This window comes from Pseudonocardia abyssalis (genome assembly GCF_019263705.2).
Lineage (GTDB): Bacteria > Actinomycetota > Actinomycetes > Mycobacteriales > Pseudonocardiaceae > Pseudonocardia > Pseudonocardia abyssalis.
This window is the reverse complement of sequence record NZ_JADQDK010000001.1, coordinates 2,070,640-2,091,561: the sequence shown is the minus strand read 5'-3', so window position 1 is coordinate 2,091,561 and position 20,922 is coordinate 2,070,640. Positions and strand designations below refer to the sequence as shown.

The following is a 20,922-nucleotide window of genomic DNA, read 5'->3' as shown; positions in this document are numbered from 1 at the left end:
TGCGTAGTCAACTAGTGTGGGGTGCATGACGGACCTCGCCCCGCACGGGCTGCACCACGTCACCGCGATCGCCTCCGACCCGCAGGCCAACGTCGACTTCTACACCGCCGTCCTCGGCCTGCGGCTGGTCAAGCAGACGGTGAACTTCGACGCACCCGACGTGTACCACCTCTACTACGGCGACGAGACGGGGTCGCCGTCGTCGATCCTCACGTTCTTCCCCTGGCGGGGCGTCCCCGCCGGGCGGCAGGGCACCGGGCTGACGACGGCGACCGCGTTCAGCGTGCCGCCGGAGTCGCTGGGCTGGTGGCAGAGCCGGGTCGCCGGGCTCGGGATCGAGCACGAGGGCCCGCGCACCCGCGACGGCGAGGAGGTGCTGACCTTCCGCGACCCCGACGGCCTCGTCATCGACGTCGTCGCGGCTCCCGGCGACACCCGCTCCGGCTGGGACGGCGTCGCCGACGTGCCCGCCGAACACGCGGTGCGCGGCCTGCACTCCGTGACGCTGTCCGAGCGCCTGCCCGAGCCCACCGTCGAGCTGCTCACCGGGCTGCTCGGCATGACCGCTGCGGGCGAGGACGGCGACCGCGCCCGGTTCGCGATGGCCGGGGGCGGCGCGGGCGCGGTGCTCGACGTCGCGGGCGACCGCAGGCCGGAGGGGCTGCAGGCCGGAGGCACCGTGCACCACGTCGCGTTCCGGGTGGCGGACCGGGCCACGCAGGCCGCGTGGCGCACCGAGCTGGTCGAGGCGGGGCAGCAGGTCACCGAGATCCTCGACCGGCAGTACTTCACCTCCATCTACTTCCGCGAGCCCGGCGGCGTGCTGTTCGAGATCGCCACCGACGAGCCGGGCTTCGCGGTCGACGAGCCGCTGCTGGAGCTGGGCCGCGCGCTGAAGCTGCCGCCGTGGCTGGAGCCCTCGCGCGAGCAGATCGCCGCGTCCCTGCCGACGCTGCGGGTGCCGTCATGACCTTCGAGCACGTGCTGCTCCCGGGTGCGGGCACCCCGTTGCTCCTCCTGCACGGCACCGGTGGCGACGAGCACGACCTGCTCCCGCTGCGCGACCACCTGGGGTGGGCGGGGGACGGCGCAGGCCCCGTCCTCTCCCCGCGTGGGCAGGTGTCGGAGAACGGGGCGAACCGGTTCTTCCGGCGCCTCGCCGAGGGTGTGCTCGACGAGGACGACCTGCGGGCGCGCGTCGACGAGCTCGCCGACTTCGTGCTCGGCGTCGACGCCGGCCCGTGGGTCGCGGCGGGGTTCTCCAACGGGGCGAACACCGCGTCGGCGCTGCTGTTCCGTCGCCCCGAGGTGCTCTCGGCCGCGGTCCTGCTGGCGGCGATGGTGCCGTTCCGGGACGGTCCGGGAGACGTCGACCTCTCCGGCAAGCGCGTCGCGGTCTCCAACGGCCGCCGCGACCCGCTCGTGAGCACGGCCGAGACGGCCACACTGCTCGCCCAGCTGCGCGGGTGCGGCGCCGAGGTCGAGGAGTTCCCGCACGACGGCGGTCACGGTATCGACGCGTCGGTTCTGCCGGAGGTCAAGGCGTTCCTGGAGCGCTAACCTCGCGGGATGGCCCGCTACTTCGATGTGCATCCCGTCGACCCGCAGCGGCGGTCGATCACCCAGGTCGTCGACCTCGTCCGCGACGGTGGCCTGATCGCCTACCCCACCGACTCGTGCTTCGCGCTGGGCTGCCAGCTCGGCAACGGCAAGGGGCTCGACCGGATCCGCGAGATCCGGCACCTCGACGACCGCCACCACTTCACGCTGGTGTGCGCCGACTTCGCGCAGCTCGGCCAGTTCGTGCAGGTCAGCAACGCGGTGTTCCGGTCGGTCAAGGCGGCGACGCCGGGCCAGTACACGTTCATCCTCCCCGCCACCAAGGAGGTGCCCCGGCGGCTGCTGCACCCGAAGAAGAAGACCGTCGGGGTGCGGATCCCCGAGCACGTCGTCACACAGGCGCTGCTGGCCGAGCTGGGCGAGCCGCTGCTGTCCTCGACCCTGCTGCTCCCCGACCAGGAGGAGCCGATGACGCAGGGCTGGGACATCAAGGAGCGGCTCGACCACGTCGTCGACGCCGTCATCGACTCGGGGGAGTGCGGCACCGAGCCCACCACCGTCGTCGACCTCTCCGGTGACGAGCCGGAGATCGTGCGGGTCGGGGCGGGGGACCCGTCCCGCTTCGAGTAGGGCCTGGCGTGCAGGAGCTGCTCAGCCGACGCGGCCGAGCAGCTCCGGGGCGATGACCGGCTGCTCGGCGAGCACGATCGGGGTGAGGTCCTCGGCCGAGGCCGGTCGACCGATCAGGTGGCCCTGCACCAGGTCGCAGCCCAGCCGGCGCAGCTCGCGGAGCTGCCCCGGCCGCTCGACGCCCTCGGCGACGGTCCGCAGCCCGAGGTGGCGGGTCAGCTCGAACAGCCCGACGAGGAACCGCTTCTTCTGCACGTCGTGGTCGATGTCGGCGACGAAGTACCGGTCGATCTTCACGGTGTCGACGGGGGTGCTGGACAGCCGGGCCAGCGTCGAGAAGCCGGTGCCGAAGTCGTCGAGCGCGAGCCGGACCCCGCAGGCCCGCAGCGCGTTCATCACGTCGACCGCGGTCTCCGGACGGGTGGTCATCCCGCTCTCGGTGATCTCCAGGGCGAGCTGCCCGGCGGCGAGCCCGTGCCGGGCGAACAGCTCGACGATCCGGTCGGGGAAGGTCGCGTCCATCAGCTCGGAGGGGTTGACGTTGACGGCCACGCGCAGCCGCCGGTGCCCCAGCGCACGGTTCCACGCACCCAGCTGGGCGCACGACCGGTCGAGCATCAGCCCGGTCAGGTGCTCGGAGAGCCCGGCGCGCGCGGAGATCGGCACGAACGTCGTCGGCGGGATCTCGACGCCGTCGTGGGTCCACCGGGCCAGCGCCTCGAAGGCCCCGATCCGCCCGGTCACCGGGTCGACGACCGGCTGGTAGACCGCGCGGACCAGGCCCTGCTCCAGCGCCGCGGCGAACGCGCGCGCCACGGCGGGCTCGTCGCGTCCGCGCCCGACGTCGAGCGAGGGGGAGTGCTGCAGGATCCCGCCGCCCCGGCCGGCCTCCTTCACCGCGTACATCGCGACGTCGGCGCGGTGCAGCAGGGAGGCTGCGCGGTCCGCCCCCGGCGGGTCGACGCCCGGCTCGACCGAGGCCACGCCGATGCTCGCCGACACCGACACCGTGCGCCCCCGGATCTGGAACGGGGTGCTGAACGAGTCGAGCAGGTGCTGCGCGACGGTCGCGGCGTCGTCCTCGAAGCGCGACCCCTGCTCGACGAGCACCGCGAACTCGTCGCCGCCGAGGCGGGCCAGGGTGTCCGAGGCCCGCAGGGTGGCCCGCAGGCGCTCGGCGACGCGGACCAGCAGGGCGTCGCCCATCGCGTGGCCGAGGCCGTCGTTGACCGCCTTGAACCCGTCGAGGTCGAGGAACACCACCGACACCGGCCGGCGGTCGCGCGCGGACAGGTCGAGGGCGTGGCCCAGGCGGTCCAGGAACAGCGCGCGGTTCGCGAGCCCGGTGAGCCCGTCGCGGAAGGCCAGCTCGTGCAGCTCCGCCTCCCGCACCTGCACGGTCCGGGCGAGCGTCACGTTGTCGCGGACGGTGGCGTACTGGCGGACCAGCACCAGCCCGACCAGCACGACGATCACCGCGACCGCGACCGGGTCCAGCCCGGTCCCGGTGGCCGACTCGACCGCCGCGACGAGCACGACGGCGGACAGCGGCAGGTAGGGCAGCAGGCTCGCCGGGGCCACGGTCCGCTCCGCCGGGGGCCGGGGCTGCCCGGACCTCGGCCCCGTGACCAGCGACCCCGCCGTGCCCAGGAACAGGAACGCGGCCCACCACCCCCAGTCGACGGCCGAGCCGGACAGGTAGGTGCCCGCCGTCGTCGCGTAGGAGAACAGGACGTCGGAGACCGTCATCGCGACCATCGAGAGCCCGAGCAGCGCCCACAGCAGCGGCTTCTCGCCCGTCTGGGTCAGCGTCAGGACGGTGACGGTGAGCAGGACGACGTCGAGGACCGGGTAGGTCAGCGACACCGCGGCCTCGAGCAGCGGATGGCCCGCCGCGAGGGGGTCGATGACGGTGAACCACGCGAGGAGCCCCAGCGCGCAGCCGACCGTGAGCGCGTCGAGCAGCCGGCGCGGGCCGGCCCACCCCGACCGCGGGGACAGGAGCGCGAGCCCGACCAGAGCGGCCACCGGGAACGTCAGGTAGCCGATGTCGGCCACCGACGGGAACGGGGCCGTGATCCCGAGGGACTCCAGCGCCGTCCAGACGACCTGCCCCGCGCCCCAGGCCCCGGCCCCGACGGCGAGGGCGGCCCAGCCCCGGCGGGAGCGGCCCCGGGAGCGTCGCGCCGCCCGCACGCATCCAACGACCGCGGCGGCCGCGAACGCCAGGACCCCGATGTTCGCCGCCCACTGCTGCGCCGCCCCGTCCACCGCGGTCGTGAGCCCGGCCAGGAACAGGAACGCCGTGACGGCGGCGACGCCCGTCCCGGGCACCACCGCGCGCGCGGCGGGGAGCGGTGAGACCGTCATGGCTCTGACTTCGGTGGCCGGGGCCGTCGGGTTGACGTCGTGGGCCCGGGGTGCGTCACGCGGCGAGGATCCTGAGATCGGCGGTCGATGCGCGGTTCAGCGGCTCTGCAGCGCGTCCAGCGCCACCGCCATCGACGCCGCCACCCGGAAGTCCAGACGCGGATCCTGCACGGTCACGGCGTAGCGGTCGCGGACCGAGCGCTGCCGCTCGCTCGTGAGCACCGGCGCTCCCGTCACGGTGTCGACGAAGTCGAAGTGGAAGACGAACGGCACCCAGACCTCGCCCAGGTAGGGGATCGCGGTCCAGACCCGGCGCAGCACCGCGATGACCGGACGGCGCTCCTGCCCGCGCGCGTCGAGACCGGGCGCGCCGAGCGTCCAGGTGGAGCGCAGCAGGCTGGCCGCGAACTCCTTCTTGAAGTAGCCGATCGGCTGCCCGGACTCGTCGAACACGTCGTGCTCGGCGCGGACGTCGAGGCGCTGGCGGGCCTTGAAGGAGAACACCCGCCGCTGTTTCGACTCGTCGGTGAAGAAGGTGATCTCCTCCTTCAGCTTCATCCGCTTCTGCTCGGCGAATGCCATCAGCCGCCCCTCGGTGCCGTCCGGGTTCGCGGCGTACACCAGGTACCGGTTCACCATCAGCGTGACCTTCTGGCGGACGAAGAACCGGGGGACCTGCATCGTCATGCGGGCGAGTGTGGCAGGTCACGCAAACGCAGCGCGGAGCGGAACCGGCGGGCCGCGCCGGTGACCGGGTCGGTGAACGCGAGCTCGGCCGCCAGCAGCTGCAGGGGCCGGCTGAAGTCGTCGAGCGGCTGCTCACGGACGTCCGGGTAGAAGTCGTCGTCGACGATGGGCACGCCGAGAGAGGCCATGTGCAGGCGCAGCTGGTGCGTGCGCCCGGTCCGCGGGGTGAGGCGGTAGCGGGCCAGCCCGCCGCCCACCTCCACCACCTCGACGAGCGTCTCGGCGTTCGGCGGGCCGTCGACCTCCCGGGCCTGGAGCACGCCGCGCTCCTTGACGATCCGGCTGCGGACGGTCCGCGGCAGCTCCAGGGCCGGGTCGTGCGGGGCGAGCGCCTCGTAGACCTTGTGGACGCGGCGGTCGCGGAACAGCGTCTGGTAGGCCCCGCGGCGCTCCCGGTGCACGACGAACATGACGAGCCCGGCGGTGACGCGGTCGAGCCGGTGCGCGGGGCTCAGCTCGGGCAGCTCCAGGTCGCGGCGCAGGCGGACCAGCGCGGTCTCCGCGACGTGCTGCCCGCGCGGGATGGTGGCCAGGAAGTGCGGCTTGTCGACGACGAGCAGGTCGTCGTCGCGGTGCACGATCCCGATCGGGAACGGGACCGGGGTCTCCACGGGCAGGTCGCGGTGGAACCACAGGTAGGTGCCCGGACGGTAGGGCGCCGCGGCGTCGAGCGGGCCGTCGGCGTCGACGATCCGCCCCTGCTCCAGCATCTCCTCGACCCGCTCGGCGGCGACGCGCGGGAGCCGTTCGACGAGGTGGTCGCGCATCGTCGCCCAGGGGGCGCTCCCGGCGTCGGGCGTGCGGAGACGGACCGGGTCGAGACCCAGCCTTTGGGGGAGGGGGGATGCCGGCCGTTTCCGCAGGGCTACAGCTCCGCCCGGATCGCGCGGAGGATCGCGCGGGTGCGGTCGAGCGGCTCGATCTGTGCACACAGCCGGTCCATCACCTGACGGTACTGCTCCACGTCGGAGGGCTCGTCCAGGTACAGCGCGCCGCTGAGCTGCTCGAGGTGGACGACGTCGGGCACGTCGCGCCCGGGGAAGCGCAGGATGGTGAACGGCCCTCCCGCCGCGGCGTGACCGGCGAAGTGGAACGGGGCGACCTGCACCTTCACGTGGGGCCGCTCGGACAGTGCGATGAGGTGGTCGAGCTGGGCCCGGCTGATCTCGCTGCCACCGATCGGGCGGCGCAGCGCGGCCTCGTCGACCACGGCCCACAGCGTCGGGCCGCCGGGCGCGGTGAGCAGCGCCTGGCGGCGGACGCACAGCGCGACCCGGCGGTCGACCTCGCGCGCGTCGTCGTGGCTCAGGCGCGTGACCGCCCGCGCGTAGTCCGGGGTCTGCAGGAGGCCGGGGACGAACTGCACCTCGTAGGTGCGGATCAGGCTCGCGGCCCGCTCCAGGCCGATAGGGTTCTCGTCCCAGCCGGGGTGCAGGTCGTGATAGCGACCGCCGTCGTCGTCCTGCACCGGGCTCCCTGGGTCGACCCGCCGGATCGGGGTCAGCCGGCGAGGTCGTCGAACTCCCCGGCGCGGACGCCGTCGAGGAACGCCGCGATCTCGGCGCGAGTGTAGACGAGCGTGGGACCGGTGGGATGGCGGGAGTTGCGCATCGCCACCGCCCCGTCGGGCAGGGCGGCCACCTCCACGCAGTTCCCGCTGGGGTTGCTCGCGGAGCTCTTGCGCCAGGCGAGTGGAGCTTGCAGATGCACGTGCAGATGTTCACGCAACAGCACTTGCAGATGCAAGCTCGTTCCGACACGATCAGGTTGCGGTCGACACAGCGGGGGCTGCACGTGCAATCGGGGGGATGCTCATGAACCGGTCGTGGGGGGCGGATCCGCCGGTACGGCGCACCGCGGAGGCGCCGGCGGGCTCGGCGCGGGTCACACCCCTGCCGAGGATGGGCGATCCCGACGCCCCCGGGCTCACCAGCCCCCAGCACTTCCGCCTCGCCGACGAGCTGGCCCCGATGGTCGAGGTCTGGGAGCGGCTGCTGACGCTGCACCTGCCCGACCGCACCGGTCGCTGCCGCACCTGCACCCAGGGCGGCACCGGGCTCCCGGGTACCGCGTGGCCGTGCGCCCTGCACGGCATCGCCGAGCTCGCCCGCCGCCGTCACGGCCGCGCGCAGGGCGCCTGAGCACCGGCGTATCTTGCCGGGGCGCATGAAGCACACCCGTCTCGTACCGAGCGTGTTCACGGTGCTGCACGACCCCGTCACGGGGCGTGCCGCGGCCGGGCACCGCGCTGTCCGCGCGGCGCTGGTCGGGGCCCAGCTGGTGAGCCTGATGATCTCCGGGCGGCTGGCCGTCGAGGGTGACCGGGTGGTGCTCGTCGGCCGCCGCGGCCCCCGCCACGACGACCCCGTCGGCGACGTCGTCGTCGGGGCCGTCGCCGCCGACGGGGCCGAGCGGGACGTGCGGGGATGGGTCGAGATGCTGGGCGGCACCGTCCACGACCTCGCGTCCCGGGAGCTGGTCGAGGAGGGCGTGCTGCGGTGGGAGGCGCCGCGGCGGCTGCGCTCGGCCGCGCGCTGGCCCGCGGCCGACCCGGTGCGGGCCGCCCGTGCCCGCCTGGAGATCGAGCAGATGGTCGCCGACCCGACGTCGTTCGACCTGCCGGGGGCGGTGGCGCTCGCGTGCACGCTCGCCGCGGGGGCGGAGGGGGTGATCGGGACCGGGTCCGGCTTCCTCGACGAGCTGGTGGCCGAGCTGCCGGCGGGCCCGGCTGCCGTCGTCGCCGCGCTGGCCGAGGTCCCGGTGCGGGCGATGCCGGGCGGGGGCCGGTTCGCGGGCTCGCGGCTGGTCGTCGAGAGCGCGGTGATGCAGCGTCGGGCCGAGGACCCCGCCGCCCGTCCCGGGCGCGCCGGGCTGCGCGCCCGGCACGACGCCGGGGCCGCGCTCGTCGCCGCCGACCGCCCGCACGACGCGGTGCCGGTGCTGGAGGAGGCCGTCGCCGAGGCCGTCCAGGACCTCGGGGCCATCGACCCCGACACCCTCGTCGCCGAGGGCAACCTGGCCGTCGCCTACCTCGCGGCAGGGCGTCCCGGGGCCGGCATCCCGCTGCTGGTCGACACGCTCGACGACCGCGAGCGCACCCTCGGGGCCGACCATCCGCTCGCCCTCACCGCCCGCGACGTCCTCGCCGCGGTGCACCGGACCGCCGACCGGCCCGCGGAGGCGCTGGCGCACTACCTGCTCGTGGTGGCCCACCGCACGCGCGTGCTCGGGCCGGCGCACCCCGACACGCTCACCTCGCGCCTGGGTGCGGGTCTGAGCCACGCCGACGACGGCGACACGCGCGCGGCGCTGGTCGTGCTCGGATCCGCGCTGCGCGACGCGCTGGAGACCTGGGGTGCGGGGCACCCCAGCACGGTCGCGCTCCGTGGTGCGCTCGCCGAGTGCCTCGACGCGGCCGGGCGCCCGGTCGAGGCCCGCTCGGAGTACGACCGGGCCGCCCGCGACGCCGCCGACGGACTCGGCCCGGCCCATCCCGACACCGAGGCACTGCGGGAGGCGTCAACCCTGCGGTGAGGGCACCAGGCCGCGGGCGATCGCGACCGTCACCGCCGCCGTGCGGTCGCCGACCGCGGGCTTGTCGAACACCCGCAGCAGGTGGCTCTCCCCGTCGCCTCGACCATCGCGGTGATCGCGGCGATCGGCGCGGTCGTCGTCGGTGTGGTGCGGGTGATCACCGGCCTACTGCGGGGCGGGTGGAGGACACAGGCGTAGGTCGCAGGTCGAGCAACCGGGGCCGGACGTCGTCGAGGGCGACGCGGACGGCCCCGAGCAGCACGCCGCGGTCGGCGAGGGCCGACGCGGCCAGCCGGACCGGCCGCTCCGCCACCCGGGCGACCTCCCGCCGCAGGGGGGTCAGCAGGACGTCGCCCGCGGCGGCGACGGCGCCGCCCACCACGAGCAGCTCGGGGTCGAGCAGGGTCGCCAGCACGGCGAGGGCCCGCGCGATCCGGCGCGCGACGGCGTCGAGGACGCCGCGGGCGGCCGCGTCGCCCGCGGCCGCCGCCGCGACGACCTGCTCGGCCCGCACGGTCCGCCCCAGCTCGGCGGAGCCCCAGCGCCGGGCCAGGTTGCCGATCGCGGCGGTGCCGCCGACCCCGTCGACGAGGTCGAGGAAGCCCATCTCGCCGACGCCACCGCGGTGCCCGCGCACGATCCGCCCGCCCAGGCAGACCCCCGCACCGAGGCGTTCCCCGGCGAGCACCAGCACGACGTCGTCGACGCCGCGGGCCACGCCGCGCCAGCGCTCCGCGACCACGGCGAGGTTGGCGTCGTTCTCGACCACCGCCACCGCGACGGCAGGGGCGAGCGCGGTGCGCAGGTCGAGCGCGGCGAGCCCGGGGAGGTAGTCCTCGTCGGCGCCCGCGCGTCCGATGGCGTCGACGGGGGCCGGGACGCCGAGCACCGCACCGAGCAGCTGTTCCGGGGCGGCACCCGCGGCGTCGAGGGCACGTAGGCAGGTCTCGCGGGTCAGGGCGAGGCGATCGGGCGCCGCGACGTGCTCGTGGGCGAACACCGCGCCGGCCTCGCCCGCGACCGCTCCACCGAGGTCGGCCACCGCGGCCCGCACCGAGGTGGCCCCCATGTCGACGCCCAGCACGAACCCCGCACCCGGCCGGGGTGCGTAGATCCGGGCCGGGCGGCCGGGCCGGGCGGCGTCGGGCCTCGGGGGTTCGACGAGCCAGCCGCGGCCGATGAGGTCGTCGCAGAGCGCGTGCACGGTGGGGCGGGACAGGCCCGTCCGCGCCATGAGGTCGGCACCGCTGCAGCGGCCCGTGTCGAGCACGGCGTCGAGCACGCTCTGCGTGTTGAGCCGCCGCACCACATCGGTTCCGGACACCCGCGCACACCCCTCTTGCCGGACTCGGGGAGAGTAACGCAAGGTAGCGAATCAATCCGACTCCCGAGGAGCGCGATGAGTACGGCGACGACGACCTCCACGACGACGACGGCGGCGTGGTGGCGCGATGCCGTGGTCTACCAGCTCTACATCCGCAGCTTCGCCGATGGCAGCGGCGACGGTCTGGGGGACGTCGCCGGGATCCGCGCCAAGCTCGGCTACCTGCGCGATCTCGGCGTCGACGCGCTGTGGATCAACCCGTGGTACCCCTCGCCGATGGCCGACGCCGGCTACGACGTGGCCGACTACCGCGCCGTCGAGCCCGCGTTCGGCACCGCCGACGAGGCCGCCGCGCTCGTCGAGGAGGCCCACGCGCTGGGCCTGCGGGTGATCCTCGACATCGTCCCCAACCACACCTCCGACGAGCACGAGTGGTTCCGCGCGGCGCTGGCCGCCGGGCCCGGTTCGCCCGAGCGGTCGCGGTACGTCTTCCGTCCGGGGCGCGGCGACGGCCCGCCCAACGACTGGCGCAGCGTGTTCGGCGGCCCGGCCTGGCAGCAGGTTCCCGACGGCGAGTGGTACCTGCACCTCTTCGACGTCAAGCAGCCCGACCTGAACTGGGACCTCCCCGAGGTGCGCGCCGAGTTCGAGTCGATCCTGCGGTTCTGGTTCGACCGCGGCGTCGACGGCTTCCGGATCGACGTCGCCCACTCGCTGGTCAAGGACCCGGCGCTGCCGGACGTCGGCCCGGACCGGCAGATGGACACGGTCGGCGACGGCGCGCACCCGTTCTGGGACCTCGACGGCGTGCACGAGGTCTACCGCGGCTGGCGCCGGGTGGCCGACTCCTACGCCGAGCCGCGGATCTTCGTCGCGGAGGCGTGGGTCGCCTCCCACGACCGGCTGGCCCGCTACCTGCGTCCCGACGAGCTGCACACCGCGTTCAACTTCGACTACCTCGGCGCCCGCTGGGAGGCCGACGACCTGCGGAAGGTGATCGACTCCTCCCTCGCGACGATGGGCGGGGTCGGCGCGCCCGCGACCTGGGTGCTGTCCAACCACGACGTCGTCCGGCACGTCTCACGGCTGGGTCGGCCCCCGGCGACGGGGCACGCGCTGGGCGACCTCGCACCCGTCGAGGAGCTCGACGTCGAGCTGGGCCGCCGCCGCGCCCGCGCCGCGGCTCTCCTGATGCTCGCGCTGCCCGGTGGCGCCTACGTCTACCAGGGCGACGAGCTGGGGCTGTGGGAGGTCGAGGACCTGCCCGACGCGGTGCTCCAGGACCCGACGTGGGAGCGGTCCGGGCACACCGAGCGCGGCCGCGACGGGTGCCGGGTGCCGATCCCGTGGTCGGGCGCCGCGGCACCGTTCGGGTTCAGTCCCTCCGACGCGACCGCGGAGCCCTGGCTGCCGCAGCCCGCCGGGTTCGCGGACGTCAGCGTGGAGGCGCAGGACGGCGACCCGGCGTCGATGCTCTCGCTCTACCGCGCCGCGCCGCGCTCGCTCTGCGCCGCTCGCATCCCGCGCTCGGGGACGGGACGCTGGAATGGCTGCCGTCCGACCCGGGGGTGCTCGCGTTCTCGCGGGGGGACGGGTTCACGTGCATGGTGAACCTGTCGGAGTCCCCGGTCGCGCTGCCGTCCGGCGCGCAGGTCCTGCTGGCGACGGAGGCCCTGCTCGACGTGCTGCCGGTCGACGCGGCGGTGTGGCTGGCGACCTGACCCCACCCCTCCCCGACCGCGGGTCGTGGGTCCTCCGGCGCTGACGAGGCGCCGCGGAGACCCGGCCGGGTGACCACGCCCGACGGCCTCCGCCACGCTGTGCTCATCCCGTCGCGGCCTGAGGCCGCGGCTCAGAGGAGTGCCTCGACGCCTCGACCGGCGCGCAGGCCTACTGCCAACCCCGCGGCCACGGTGAGCACCCCGATCCACACCGCGGGACCGGGGACGGGGCCGCCCAGCACCACGCCCGTCCCGGCAGCGGCGATCGGGGCCAGGCCGCACAGCAGGCCCGCGCGGCCGGCCCCGACCCGCCCGACGCAGCCGTACCAGAGCACGAACGCCAGCGCGGTCACGACGACGGCGAGGTGCAGCGACGCCGCGAGGTGCTCCGGGCGCAGTGTCGCGGCGGCACCCGGGCCCTCTGTGACCAGGCCGATCCCGGCGAACGCCGCCGTCGCGAGGGCGCAGGTGTGCACCGACACCCCGAACGGGCCGTGCCGGCGCAGCACCGGCACGGCGAGCAGGGTGAAGCCGACCTCGCAGGCCAGCACGAGCGCCGCCCAGCCGACGCCCGCCGCGTCGGTGCGCCCGCCGCCCTGCACCAGAGCCGCGCCCGCGGTGACGACCGCCGCCCCCAGCAGCAACCCGGGGGACGGACGGCGCGCGCCGCCCAGCGCGAGGGCCAGCGGCACGCACGCGACGGCCACGCCGAGCACCGCGGGCTCGGCGTGCTCCGACCCCCGCACCAGCCCGACGTTGAACAGCACGAGCCCCGACCCGGCCACCCCGGCGAGCCACGCCCACTCGACGCCGCGCGGGCAGCGGACGCGATGCCCGGTGAGTCGGGCGGCGAGCAGCAGCAGGACGGTGGCGAGGGCGTAGCGCAGGGCCTGCGCCGTCCAGAACGGCGCATCGGCGAGCAGGCCGGAGACGGCCACGCTGCTGCCGACGAACATCATGGCGGCGGCCCCGGAGGCGAGGGCGCGGAGATCGGTCACGCAGCGAGCCTGCGCCGCGTACGGTCCTGCGGACAGGTCCATCGGGACCATGATCGGGAGGACCAAGATGTCGGGTGCCGACTTCCTCCAACTCGACCGCGCACACGCCCCGGCCGGTGACCTGGCCGGCTGGCTCGCCGACGCCGTGCACGCCGCGGCCTCGGACGGACGGCTGCCGGTGGGGTCGCGGCTGCCCGCCAGCCGGCTCCTCGCCCGCGACCTCGGCGTCTCGCGCGGTGTCGTCGTCGCGGCCTACCAGCGGCTCGTCGACTCCGGGGTGGCGCTCGGCGCGGGTGCGGCCGGTACGCGGATCGCCGCCCGCCCCAGCCCGGCCCCGGAGCCGGCCGGCCCCGTCGTGACCGACACCGACCGCGTCGACCTGACACCGGGCGTCCCGGACCTCGCCGCCTTCCCCCGTGCCGCCTGGCTGCGCGCGGAGCGGGAGATCCTCGTCGGGACCGACAACGCCGACCTCGGCTACGGCGACCCCCGCGGCCACCCCGTCCTGCGCCGCGAGCTCGCCGCCTGGCTCGGCCGGACCCGTGGCGTGCGCGCCGCGGCGGACGACATCGTGGTCGTGGCGGGCGTCGCGCAGGCACTGGCCCTCCTCGCCCGCGTACTGGGGGAGCGCACGCGGATCGCCGTCGAGGACCCCGGCTCGCAGGGCGCCCGCGAGCAGATCGCGTTCTGGGGGCTCGACCCCGTACCGGTGCCGGTGGACGAGCACGGCGTCGACGTCGACGCGTTGTGCGCCACGGGCGTCCGCGCGGCCCTGCTCACCCCGGCCCACCAGTTCCCGACCGGGGTCGTGCTCGCCCCGGACCGTCGACGCGCGCTGCTCGACTGGGCCCGGTCCGGCGGCCTGGTCATCGAGGACGACTACGACGCCGAGCACCGCTACGACCGTGCCCCGGTGCCGGCGTTGCAGGGGCTGGCGCCCGCGCACGTCGTCCACGTGGGGAGCGTGTCCAAGACACTCGCCCCGGGGATGCGGATCGGTTGGATGGTGCTTCCCGAGCCGCTGCGCGAGCCCGTCGCGCACCTCAAGTCGATGGCCGACCTCGGCAACGCGGCGCTGCCGCAGCTCGTGCTGGCGCGCCTGATCGCGACGGGGCAGCTGGAGCGCCACGTGCGGCGGGTCCGGCCGCGGCAGCGGGCCCGCCGCGACGCGATGCTCGACGCACTGGCGAGGCACCTGCCCGACGCGCGGGTCCACGGCGTCGCGGCCGGGATGCACCTGCTGGTCACCCTGGGTGCCGGTGACGACCGCGAGCTCGCCGCCCGCGCCCGCGACGTCGGGGTCGTGGTGCACGCGCTGTCGAGGCACCGCGTCGCGCCCGGCCCGCCCGGTCTCGTCCTCGGCTACGCCGCCCAGCCGCCCGACCGGATCCGCGACGGCATCGCCCGCCTGGCCGCGGCCCGGTGAACCCCGCCCCTTACCCTCCGTGCGTGTCCAGAATGCACCGCACCGTCCTCGCTGCCCTGATCGTGCTGTTCACCGTCGCCGGCTGCGGCGCGGGCGGCTCGAACACCGACTGCGGCCTCGACGGCTGCACCGTCACCTTCCCCCGCTCCGGCGACGCGTCCGTGTCGGTGCTGGGCATCTCGGCGCAGCTCGTGGGCGTCGACGCGGGTGCCGCGACGATCGTGGTGGCCGGGCAGACGGTCACCGTGCCGGTCGGCGGGGAGACGCAGGTCGAAGGCTTCGCCGTCGGCGTGGAGTCCGTGACCGACACCGAGGTCGTCGTGCGCGTTCGTCCCGGAGCGGGCGGCTGAGCTACGCGAGCGGGTCGTCGACGTCGGGTTCGTAGACCCAGGTCCCGCCCTCCGACGGGTGCGGCCCGCGCCGTCGGTAGGCCCGCTCCGGGATGCGGACCGGCAGGTGCCCGGTGTCCTCGGTGTAGATCGTCGTGTCCCGGAACCGGGGGATCAGCCGCGGCGGTACGCCGTCGGCGTCGAGCGTCACCTCCTCGGTGTGCCCGTCCCACGGACCGCCCACCAGCACTGCCGTCGCCATTGGTGCATTCTGCACGGCATGAGCGACGAGGAGTGGTACTACAGCCTGACCGACGGCCGGGTCGTGACCGCCGACGAGGGCGTGCGGGCGGCCGACCGGCTCGGTCCCTACCCCGACCGGGAGACGGCCGCCCGGGCCCTGGAGATCGCGCGGGAGCGCACCGAGGCCAACGACAGGGCCGACCGGGAGTGGAAGGGGAACGACGACTCCGACGACGAGGACTGAGCCGCCGGGTCAGGCCAGGCGGCGCCGTCGCGCGAGCACGGCGCCGCCCACCAGCAGCAGGGCCAGCCCGCCCGCGGAGACCAGGAACGGCAGCGAGCCCGGCTCGGTGCCGTACGCGCCGATGCCGACGAAGGCGGTGACGGCCGGGAGCATCCCGAGCCCGCTGCCGACCAGGTAGTCCCGGGTGCGCAGCGCCGACAGCCCGCACGCCATGTTGATCACCGCGAACGGCAGGATCGGGACCATCCGGATGACCAGGACCGCGACCAGCCCGCGGCGGCGCAGGAACGCGTCGAGGCGGGCGAGGCGTTCGCCGCCGACGCCGTCGAGCGCGGTGCGGCCCAGGTGGCGGGCGAGCAGGAACCCGATCGCCGCGCCGGTGAACGCCCCCGCCATCACGACCGGCACGCCGACGGCCCACCCGAACAGCACCCCGGCGGCGATGCTCAGGACGGTCGCGGGCACCGGCGTCAACGACAGGCCCGCGTAGAGCCCGGCGAACAGGACCGGGCCGGCCCACCCGGCACCGGCGACGGCCGCACGGACCTCCGGGATCGGGGGCACCCCGACCGTCAGCGCCACGACGACGGCGGCCACGACGATGGCAGCGAGCAGGGCGGGCTTCCACCATCGACGCACCGGACACCTCCTCGACCTCGCGCCACGGTAAGGCCCGGGTCGGGTGCACGTCCTGTCGAACCGCCGCAGCGCGTGCGACCCTGATCGGGTGCTGCGCCGTGCCCCGCTGGTCGCGCTGGCCGTCGCCCTCGGCGCGGGCCTGCTCGCCGTGCCCGGGGTCCTGCCGGACGCGCCGCCCGGACCGACCCCGCCGCCGGTGTCAGCCTCCCCGGTGGCCGCCTCCCCGGTGGAGGCCGCCTCGACGGAGGCGCCGTCCCCGGCCGTGCCGCCTGCCGATGCCGCCGCCGGGATCCTGGAGGCCGTGGTGCCGCAGGTCGGGACGGGGGCGACGGCCGTCGTCGCGGGTTCGGCGGCGGCCCCCGGGGCCGGGCCGGTCCGGACGGTGCGCGTCGAGGTCGAGGGCGGGCTGCCCGTCGACGGGGCGGTGTTCGCGGGGTTCGTCCTCGCCACGCTGAACGACCAGCGCGGCTGGGGTCGCGACGGGGCGATGACGTTCGCCCGCACCGACGGCGACGCCGAGATCGTCGTGGTGCTCGCGAGCCCGGACACCTCGGCCGCCCTGTGCCGCCCGCTCGTCACCTACGGGAAGCTGTCGTGCCGTTCCGGTCCGCGCGCGGTGATCACGTTCCACCGCTGGGTCCTGGCCCATCCCGACTACGGCGACGACCGCACCGGCTACCGGCACTACGTCGTCAACCACGAGGTCGGGCACGTGCTGGGGCACGGGCACGAGTCGTGCCCGGCGCCGGGTGCTCCCGCGCCGGTGATGCAGCAGCAGACCAAGGGCGTGCCGCCGTGCGCGCCGAACCCCTGGCCCTACCCCTGACGCAGGCGTCCGAGCAGCGGGATCGCCGCGATCTTGGCCTCGGTGAGCTCCGACCAGCGGATGCCGCCGGTGGGGCGCTCGGCGCGGCGGCCGCGGCAGTCGACGATCCGGTCGGGTGTGACGACGAGGTCGACGGGGGCGTCGTGGCCCGCGGTCGGGATCGTCCCCGCCGGGCGGACCTGCAGCTCGTGCACCGTCGTGACGACGAGGGTGTGCGGACCGATCAGACCGGCGGCGCTGGCGAGCGCGAACTCGAGGTCGGCGAACCCCCCGCCCTTGCCGAGCCGGGCCCCGTCCTCACCGACGGCGACGCAGCCGGTGACGACGAGGTCGACCGGCTCGAGATCGGCCACCGCGACCCGCCGCGCCGAGCGGGTGGCCCCGGCGATGGAGGCGGCCCTCCGCGGCGGGTCGGCGAGGTGGTCGGGGTCGAGCAGGAAGAACGGGTCGGCCTCGGCCAGGCGCGGCACCGCCATGTAGACGGTGCGTCCGTCCTCCAGCGCGCGCTGCCGGACGGGGAGCTGCGCGGAGTCGGGGTTGGCCTTGACCGTCCGCGCCGCGGCCCACGCGTCGGTCCCGCGCAGGCGCTGGGCCGCGGCCTCGGAGCCGGTGAAGTTGGAGATCCGGTTGCGGGCTCCGGGGAAGCGGGACACGCCGCCGTCGACCAGTGCGGTCCACACCTCCTCGCGCAGCGCGGCCTTGGCCGCGAGCAGGTCGGGGTCGCCGCCCGCGTCGTGATCGTGGCGGGTGCTCACGACCCCGCGACGCGGCGCTGCTCGCCCTGCGCCCGCATCCGCGCCAGCACCGGCAGCGCGACGCTGGGCAGCACGGACCCGGAGCGGGCCATCACCGCGCGGCGCAGCGGGAGCGAGAGCACCAGCCGCTTGCCGTCGAGCAGGCCCATCGCGGCGTCGGCGACGGCCCCGGGGGTGAGGAGGGTCTTCTGCGAGTGCAGGATCGCGGTGTCGCGGTGGCCCTGCTCGGCGCGGACGAGCGCGGTGTCGGCGGCGTCGGGGCACAGCGCGTGGGCCCGGATCGGGATGCCGTCGAGATCGAGGTCGCCCTGCAGGCTGGTGGTGAAGTTCAGCACCGCCGACTTCGACGCCGCGTAGACCGCGAGCCCCGGGACCGGGCCGTGCGCCGACATGGACGCGATGTTGAGCAGGTGCCCGCCGCGCCTGCGCATCACGCCGATCGCGGCGCGGGACCCGTGGATGACGCCGTGGACGTTGGCGTCGATCATCAGTGCGATGTCGTCGTCGGAGTGCTCCCAGACCTTGCCCGCCTTGAGCACGCCGGCGTTGTTGACCCACACGCCGACGGTCCCGAGCTCGACCGCGGCGGCGGCGACGCGGGCGTGGTCGGCGGCGATCCGCGCGTCCGCGGCGATCCCGGTCGCGCCCAGCTCGGCGGCCGTGGCGGCGACGGCGGCCTCGTCCAGGTCGGTGATCACCACCCGGTGCCCGCGGGCCACCAGCCGCCGTGCGATCTCGCGCCCGAACCCACGGGCCGCGCCCGTCACCACCGCCACCGTAGCCACTCCTGGGTTACCCACGGGTACACCCTCTCATCCGGTGCGCAGCCACCGACAGCCGTACGGGCCGAGCGCCACCGGCGCCGAGCCGTCCTTCCCCACCCGGACGGGGGCGGCGGTGGGGTCGAGGACGTCGGTCAACACGGCCCCGGCGAGCTCGGGCAGCCACCCGTTCGGGGTGCGCCGGAACGCGGCCCGGGGACCGGGGTCACCGCCGCCGGTTCGCCGCCGCCGCCACGTCGCCGGCCATCAGCTTCTGCAGCAGGCCGGTGAGGGTGGCGGCCTCCTCGGTGGTGAGGGCGGACGCCCAGCTCCGCTCGCGCTCGTGGTGCGCGGTGAACGCCTCGGTCAGGGCGTGCTCGCCGGTCGGCGTCAGCGTCAGCTCGACGGCCCGACGGTCGCGCTCGGCCGTGCGCCGCGACACCAGCCCGTCGCGCACGAGCGTGTTGACCAGCGCCGACACCGCGGCCCGGCTCATCCCCGACAGCTGGGCCACCCGCGAGGCCTCCAGCGGCTCGCCCGTCGTCCACAGCACGAACAGCACCCGGAACCCCGGCCAGGACCAGCCGCGCGGGCGGTGCACGGCCGACTCCAGGTCGTAGACCAGCGCGTTCGACGCCCGGTACAGGCTCAGCACCAGCCGCATCGCGCCCGCGTCGAGACCGGGCAGGCGCTCCGCGGCGCGGTCGACGGCGACGTCGACGAAGGACCAGAAGTCGGGTTCGCTCACCGGAGCTCCCCCACGAGGAGTTCTCGCAGGACCGTGAGCCCGTCGTGCACCTCGGTGAAGCTCGTCGACAGCGGCGCGAGGCCGAGCCGGATGCCGTCGGGCTCGCGGTAGTCGGGGATCACGCCGCGCTTCCACAGGGCGTCGAGGACGTCGCGGAACCCGGGGCGGCGGATCGTGAGGTGCCCGCCGCGGCGGTCGGGATCGCGCGGGGAGACCAGCTCGACGTCGGGCAGCCAGGCGTCGACGAGCTCGAGTGCGTACGCCGTGAGCGCCCGCGACTTGGCCCGCACCGCGGCGATCCCGGCCTCCTCCAGCAGCTCCAGCCCGGCCAGGAGCGGCACGGCGGCGAGGATCGGGGGAGTGCCGCTGACGATCCCGCGCACGCCAGCGGCCGGGGTGTAGCCGGGGCCCATCTCGAACGGGTCGTGGCGGCCCATCCAGCCCTGGACCGGCTGGCGGAGCCGGTCGTGCAGGCCGCTGCGGACGTAGCCGAACGCGGGGGAGCCCGGGCCGCCGTTGAGGTACTTGTAGGTGCAGCCCACTGCGAGGTCGACGCCCCACGCGTCCAGCTCCAGCTCCACCGAGCCGACGGAGTGGCTCAGGTCCCAGAGGACCGGCGCGCCGGCGTCGTGGGCGATCGCGGTGATCGCGGCGGCGTCGGCGATCCACCCCGACCGGTACGCGACATGGCTCAGCAGCACCACCCCGGTGCCCGGTCCGACGGCGGCGGCGACCTGCTCCGCGGTGATCCCGGCGGCCGGGTCGGTCTCGATCCAGCGCAGCCGCGCGCCGCGCTCGGCGGCGATGCCCTCGGCGACGTAGCGGTCGGTGGGGAAGTTGTCGGTGTCGAGCACGATCTCGCGGCGGCCGGGGTCGAGGTCGACGGCGGCGCGGAGCAGCTTGTAGAGCAGCACCGTCGTGGAATCGGCGAGGACGGTCTGGCCCGGGGCGGCGCCCAGGGCCGCGGCCGCGATCCGGTCGCCGACCTGCTCCGGCCACCCCATCCAGCCATCCGTCCACCCGCGGATCAGCCGTCCCGCCCACTCCTCGCGGACGAAGGCGTCGAGCCGGTCGGGGACGCCGGCGACGGGGCGGCCGAGCGAGTTGCCGTCCAGGTAGGCGACGACGCCGGGGGCGGGGAGGAACCGGTCGCGCAGCGGCGCCAGTGGATCGGCGGCGTCGAGCTCCCGCGCGCGGTCCCGCATCAGCCGATCTCCGTCCGCACCGCGAACAGCTCGGGGAAGAACGTCAGGTCCAGGGCCTTGCGCAGGAACCCGACCCCGCTCGACCCGCCCGTCCCGCGCTTGAACCCGATCACCCGCTCGACGGTCTTGAGGTGCCGGAACCTCCACAGCTGCACGTTCTCCTCCAGGTCCACGAGCTCCTCGCACGCCTCGTAGGCCTCCCAGTACCGGGTCGAGTCCTCGTAGATCGTGCGGAACACGGGCACCAGGTCCGGGGTGAACACGTGCGCCCGGGTGACGTCGCGCTCCAGCAGCGCCGCCGGGACGTCGTGGCCGGCGCGGGCGAGCAGGCGCAGGAACTCGTCGTAGAGGCTCGGGCGGGCGAGCTGGTCGGCGAGCAGTGCGCGGGCGTCGGGGTCGTCGTCGAAGAAGTCGAGCATCGCGGCGTCCTTGTTGCCGAGCGCGAACTCCACGGCCCGGTACTGGAACGACTGGAACCCCGAGGACGTGCCGAGGAAGCTTCGGAACTGGGAGTACTCCGACGGCGTCAGCGTGGCCAGCACCGACCACTGCTCGGTGAGCTGGCGCTGGATGTGCTTGACGCGGGCGAGCCCCTTCAGCGCGGGCCGCAGGTCGTCGGCGGCGAGCTGGGTGCAGACGGCGCGCAGCTCGTGCAGCACGAGCTTGAGCCACAGCTCGGAGGTCTGGTGCTGCACGATGAACAGCAGCTCGTCGTGGTGCTCGGGACGGCTCACCGGGTGCTGGGCCGACAGCAGCTCGGGAAGGTGCAGGTAGGCGCCGTAGGACAGGTTGCGGGCGAAGTCGCTGACCAGCCCGTCCTCGAGCGGTCGCGTGCCGGTCTCGTCCATCACCCCACTCTCGC

General features: G+C 75.3%; 23 protein-coding genes and 1 pseudogene. 10 read left to right on the top strand and 14 right to left on the bottom strand.

Going from position 1 to position 20,922, the window contains the following annotated elements:
• Window positions 1-25 precede the first annotated feature (25 nt).
• From I4I81_RS10005 to I4I81_RS09995, 3 genes are read left to right on the top strand one after another with little or no spacing between them, the layout of a single operon-like run.
• Entirely contained in the window at window positions 26-970 is a 945-nt protein-coding gene (locus tag I4I81_RS10005) for a ring-cleaving dioxygenase (RefSeq protein ID WP_218604456.1), read from the top strand.
• Complete coding sequence (locus tag I4I81_RS10000; protein WP_218604455.1) at window positions 967-1,560, top strand: alpha/beta hydrolase; 594 nt, start codon at window positions 967-969, stop codon at window positions 1,558-1,560. The genes I4I81_RS10005 and I4I81_RS10000 overlap by 4 nt, the downstream gene beginning before the upstream one ends.
• 9 nt (window positions 1,561-1,569) lie before the next feature.
• Complete coding sequence (locus I4I81_RS09995) at window positions 1,570-2,190, top strand: L-threonylcarbamoyladenylate synthase (protein ID WP_218604454.1); 621 nt, start codon at window positions 1,570-1,572, stop codon at window positions 2,188-2,190.
• 21 nt (window positions 2,191-2,211) lie between these two features.
• On the opposite strand, the gene I4I81_RS09990 is transcribed toward I4I81_RS09995, so the two are convergent.
• The 5 genes from I4I81_RS09990 to I4I81_RS09970 all read right to left on the bottom strand — a co-directional run bounded on the left by I4I81_RS09990 (window position 2,212) and on the right by I4I81_RS09970 (window position 7,047).
• The gene (locus I4I81_RS09990) at window positions 2,212-4,560 is read right to left on the bottom strand and encodes a putative bifunctional diguanylate cyclase/phosphodiesterase (protein WP_218615996.1); all 2,349 of its coding nucleotides are present in this window, start codon (window positions 4,558-4,560) and stop codon (window positions 2,212-2,214) included.
• Between the two features lie 96 nt (window positions 4,561-4,656).
• Entirely contained in the window at window positions 4,657-5,247 is a 591-nt protein-coding gene (locus I4I81_RS09985; protein WP_218606022.1) for an LURP-one-related family protein, read from the bottom strand.
• Window positions 5,244-6,170, bottom strand: coding sequence for an RluA family pseudouridine synthase (locus I4I81_RS09980; protein ID WP_218606024.1), 927 nt, complete (start codon window positions 6,168-6,170; stop codon window positions 5,244-5,246). The genes I4I81_RS09985 and I4I81_RS09980 overlap by 4 nt, the downstream gene beginning before the upstream one ends.
• A 2-nt stretch (window positions 6,171-6,172) precedes the next feature.
• Window positions 6,173-6,775, bottom strand: a complete 603-nt coding sequence (locus I4I81_RS09975) for a DUF5753 domain-containing protein (RefSeq protein ID WP_218606021.1) — start codon at window positions 6,773-6,775, stop codon at window positions 6,173-6,175.
• Window positions 6,776-6,807: 32 nt separating this feature from the next.
• Window positions 6,808-7,047 carry a DUF397 domain-containing protein gene (locus tag I4I81_RS09970; protein ID WP_218606023.1) on the bottom strand — a complete coding sequence of 80 codons (240 nt, stop codon included), beginning with the start codon at window positions 7,045-7,047 and terminating at the stop codon, window positions 6,808-6,810.
• A 161-nt stretch (window positions 7,048-7,208) separates the two neighbouring features.
• On the opposite strand from I4I81_RS09970, the gene I4I81_RS09965 reads away from it, so the two are divergent.
• Both I4I81_RS09965 and I4I81_RS09960 read left to right on the top strand, forming a co-directional pair.
• The gene (locus I4I81_RS09965) at window positions 7,209-7,448 is read left to right on the top strand and encodes a hypothetical protein (RefSeq protein WP_218606020.1); all 240 of its coding nucleotides are present in this window, start codon (window positions 7,209-7,211) and stop codon (window positions 7,446-7,448) included.
• Between the two features lie 25 nt (window positions 7,449-7,473).
• Window positions 7,474-8,841, top strand: a complete 1,368-nt coding sequence (locus I4I81_RS09960; protein ID WP_218615995.1) for a GPP34 family phosphoprotein — start codon at window positions 7,474-7,476, stop codon at window positions 8,839-8,841.
• Between the two features lie 157 nt (window positions 8,842-8,998).
• On the opposite strand, the gene I4I81_RS09955 is transcribed toward I4I81_RS09960, so the two are convergent.
• On the bottom strand, window positions 8,999-10,165 hold the full coding sequence (locus I4I81_RS09955) for an ROK family transcriptional regulator (protein ID WP_218605560.1): 1,167 nt from the start codon (window positions 10,163-10,165) through the stop codon (window positions 8,999-9,001).
• 75 nt (window positions 10,166-10,240) lie between these two features.
• Between I4I81_RS09955 and I4I81_RS09950 the strand changes: the two are divergent.
• Window positions 10,241-11,886: pseudogene (locus I4I81_RS09950) on the top strand (glycoside hydrolase family 13 protein).
• Between the two features lie 131 nt (window positions 11,887-12,017).
• On the opposite strand, the gene I4I81_RS09945 reads toward I4I81_RS09950, so the two are convergent.
• Window positions 12,018-12,884 carry a DMT family transporter gene (locus tag I4I81_RS09945; RefSeq protein WP_218605561.1) on the bottom strand — a complete coding sequence of 289 codons (867 nt, stop codon included), beginning with the start codon at window positions 12,882-12,884 and terminating at the stop codon, window positions 12,018-12,020.
• A 49-nt stretch (window positions 12,885-12,933) separates the two neighbouring features.
• Here I4I81_RS09945 and pdxR point away from each other — a divergent pair, with 49 nt between their 5' ends.
• Together pdxR and I4I81_RS09935 are read left to right on the top strand one after the other, a co-directional pair.
• The gene (gene pdxR / locus I4I81_RS09940) at window positions 12,934-14,310 is read left to right on the top strand and encodes a MocR-like pyridoxine biosynthesis transcription factor PdxR (protein WP_218615994.1); all 1,377 of its coding nucleotides are present in this window, start codon (window positions 12,934-12,936) and stop codon (window positions 14,308-14,310) included.
• A 23-nt stretch (window positions 14,311-14,333) separates the two neighbouring features.
• On the top strand, window positions 14,334-14,660 hold the full coding sequence (locus I4I81_RS09935; protein ID WP_218603883.1) for a hypothetical protein: 327 nt from the start codon (window positions 14,334-14,336) through the stop codon (window positions 14,658-14,660).
• 1 nt (window position 14,661) lies between these two features.
• Here I4I81_RS09935 and I4I81_RS09930 read toward each other — a convergent pair whose 3' ends face one another.
• A complete protein-coding gene (locus tag I4I81_RS09930; RefSeq protein ID WP_218603884.1) occupies window positions 14,662-14,901 on the bottom strand; it encodes a hypothetical protein in 240 nt (79 codons plus the stop codon).
• Between the two features lie 18 nt (window positions 14,902-14,919).
• Between I4I81_RS09930 and I4I81_RS09925 the strand changes: the two genes are divergently transcribed.
• Complete coding sequence (locus I4I81_RS09925) at window positions 14,920-15,126, top strand: hypothetical protein (protein WP_218603885.1); 207 nt, start codon at window positions 14,920-14,922, stop codon at window positions 15,124-15,126.
• A gap of 9 nt (window positions 15,127-15,135) precedes the next feature.
• Here the strand turns inward: I4I81_RS09925 and I4I81_RS09920 are convergent, their stop codons facing one another.
• On the bottom strand, window positions 15,136-15,765 hold the full coding sequence (locus tag I4I81_RS09920) for a TVP38/TMEM64 family protein (RefSeq protein ID WP_218603886.1): 630 nt from the start codon (window positions 15,763-15,765) through the stop codon (window positions 15,136-15,138).
• 88 nt (window positions 15,766-15,853) lie between these two features.
• Here I4I81_RS09920 and I4I81_RS09915 point away from each other — a divergent pair, with 88 nt between their 5' ends.
• Window positions 15,854-16,591, top strand: a complete 738-nt coding sequence (locus I4I81_RS09915; RefSeq protein ID WP_218603887.1) for a DUF3152 domain-containing protein — start codon at window positions 15,854-15,856, stop codon at window positions 16,589-16,591.
• On the opposite strand, the gene I4I81_RS09910 is transcribed toward I4I81_RS09915, so the two are convergent.
• The 5 genes from I4I81_RS09910 to kynA form a co-directional block, all read right to left on the bottom strand.
• Window positions 16,582-17,346, bottom strand: a complete 765-nt coding sequence (locus tag I4I81_RS09910) for a 5-formyltetrahydrofolate cyclo-ligase (RefSeq protein ID WP_218603888.1) — start codon at window positions 17,344-17,346, stop codon at window positions 16,582-16,584. The genes I4I81_RS09915 and I4I81_RS09910 overlap by 10 nt on opposite strands.
• Entirely contained in the window at window positions 17,343-18,122 is a 780-nt protein-coding gene (locus I4I81_RS09905) for an SDR family NAD(P)-dependent oxidoreductase (RefSeq protein ID WP_226363859.1), read from the bottom strand. The genes I4I81_RS09910 and I4I81_RS09905 overlap by 4 nt, the downstream gene beginning before the upstream one ends.
• Window positions 18,123-18,333: 211 nt before the next feature.
• Window positions 18,334-18,855 (bottom strand): MarR family winged helix-turn-helix transcriptional regulator, encoded by a 522-nt coding sequence (locus tag I4I81_RS09900; protein WP_226363858.1) that lies wholly within the window; start codon window positions 18,853-18,855, stop codon window positions 18,334-18,336.
• Entirely contained in the window at window positions 18,852-20,060 is a 1,209-nt protein-coding gene (locus I4I81_RS09895; RefSeq protein ID WP_218603890.1) for a kynureninase, read from the bottom strand. Before I4I81_RS09895 ends, I4I81_RS09900 begins: the two co-directional genes overlap by 4 nt.
• On the bottom strand, window positions 20,060-20,908 hold the full coding sequence (gene kynA, locus I4I81_RS09890; protein ID WP_218603891.1) for a tryptophan 2,3-dioxygenase: 849 nt from the start codon (window positions 20,906-20,908) through the stop codon (window positions 20,060-20,062). Before kynA ends, I4I81_RS09895 begins: the two co-directional genes overlap by 1 nt.
• Between the last annotated feature and the right edge of the window lie 14 nt (window positions 20,909-20,922).

Bases quoted from the DNA above. Each gene is read 5' to 3' on its own strand.
- I4I81_RS10005 (WP_218604456.1), top strand. From the start codon at position 26: ATGACGGACCTCGCCCCGCACGGGCTGCACCACGTCACCGCGATCGCC.
- I4I81_RS10000 (WP_218604455.1), top strand. From the start codon at position 967: ATGACCTTCGAGCACGTGCTGCTCCCGGGTGCGGGCACCCCGTTGCTC.
- I4I81_RS09995 (WP_218604454.1), top strand. From the start codon at position 1,570: ATGGCCCGCTACTTCGATGTGCATCCCGTCGACCCGCAGCGGCGGTCG.
- I4I81_RS09990 (WP_218615996.1), bottom strand. From the start codon at position 4,560: ATGACGGTCTCACCGCTCCCCGCCGCGCGCGCGGTGGTGCCCGGGACG.
- I4I81_RS09985 (WP_218606022.1), bottom strand. From the start codon at position 5,247: ATGACGATGCAGGTCCCCCGGTTCTTCGTCCGCCAGAAGGTCACGCTG.
- I4I81_RS09965 (WP_218606020.1), top strand. From the start codon at position 7,209: ATGGGCGATCCCGACGCCCCCGGGCTCACCAGCCCCCAGCACTTCCGC.
- I4I81_RS09960 (WP_218615995.1), top strand. From the start codon at position 7,474: ATGAAGCACACCCGTCTCGTACCGAGCGTGTTCACGGTGCTGCACGAC.
- pdxR (WP_218615994.1), top strand. From the start codon at position 12,934: ATGATCGGGAGGACCAAGATGTCGGGTGCCGACTTCCTCCAACTCGAC.
- I4I81_RS09930 (WP_218603884.1), bottom strand. From the start codon at position 14,901: ATGGCGACGGCAGTGCTGGTGGGCGGTCCGTGGGACGGGCACACCGAG.
- I4I81_RS09925 (WP_218603885.1), top strand. From the start codon at position 14,920: ATGAGCGACGAGGAGTGGTACTACAGCCTGACCGACGGCCGGGTCGTG.
- I4I81_RS09895 (WP_218603890.1), bottom strand. From the start codon at position 20,060: ATGCGGGACCGCGCGCGGGAGCTCGACGCCGCCGATCCACTGGCGCCG.
- kynA (WP_218603891.1), bottom strand. From the start codon at position 20,908: ATGGACGAGACCGGCACGCGACCGCTCGAGGACGGGCTGGTCAGCGAC.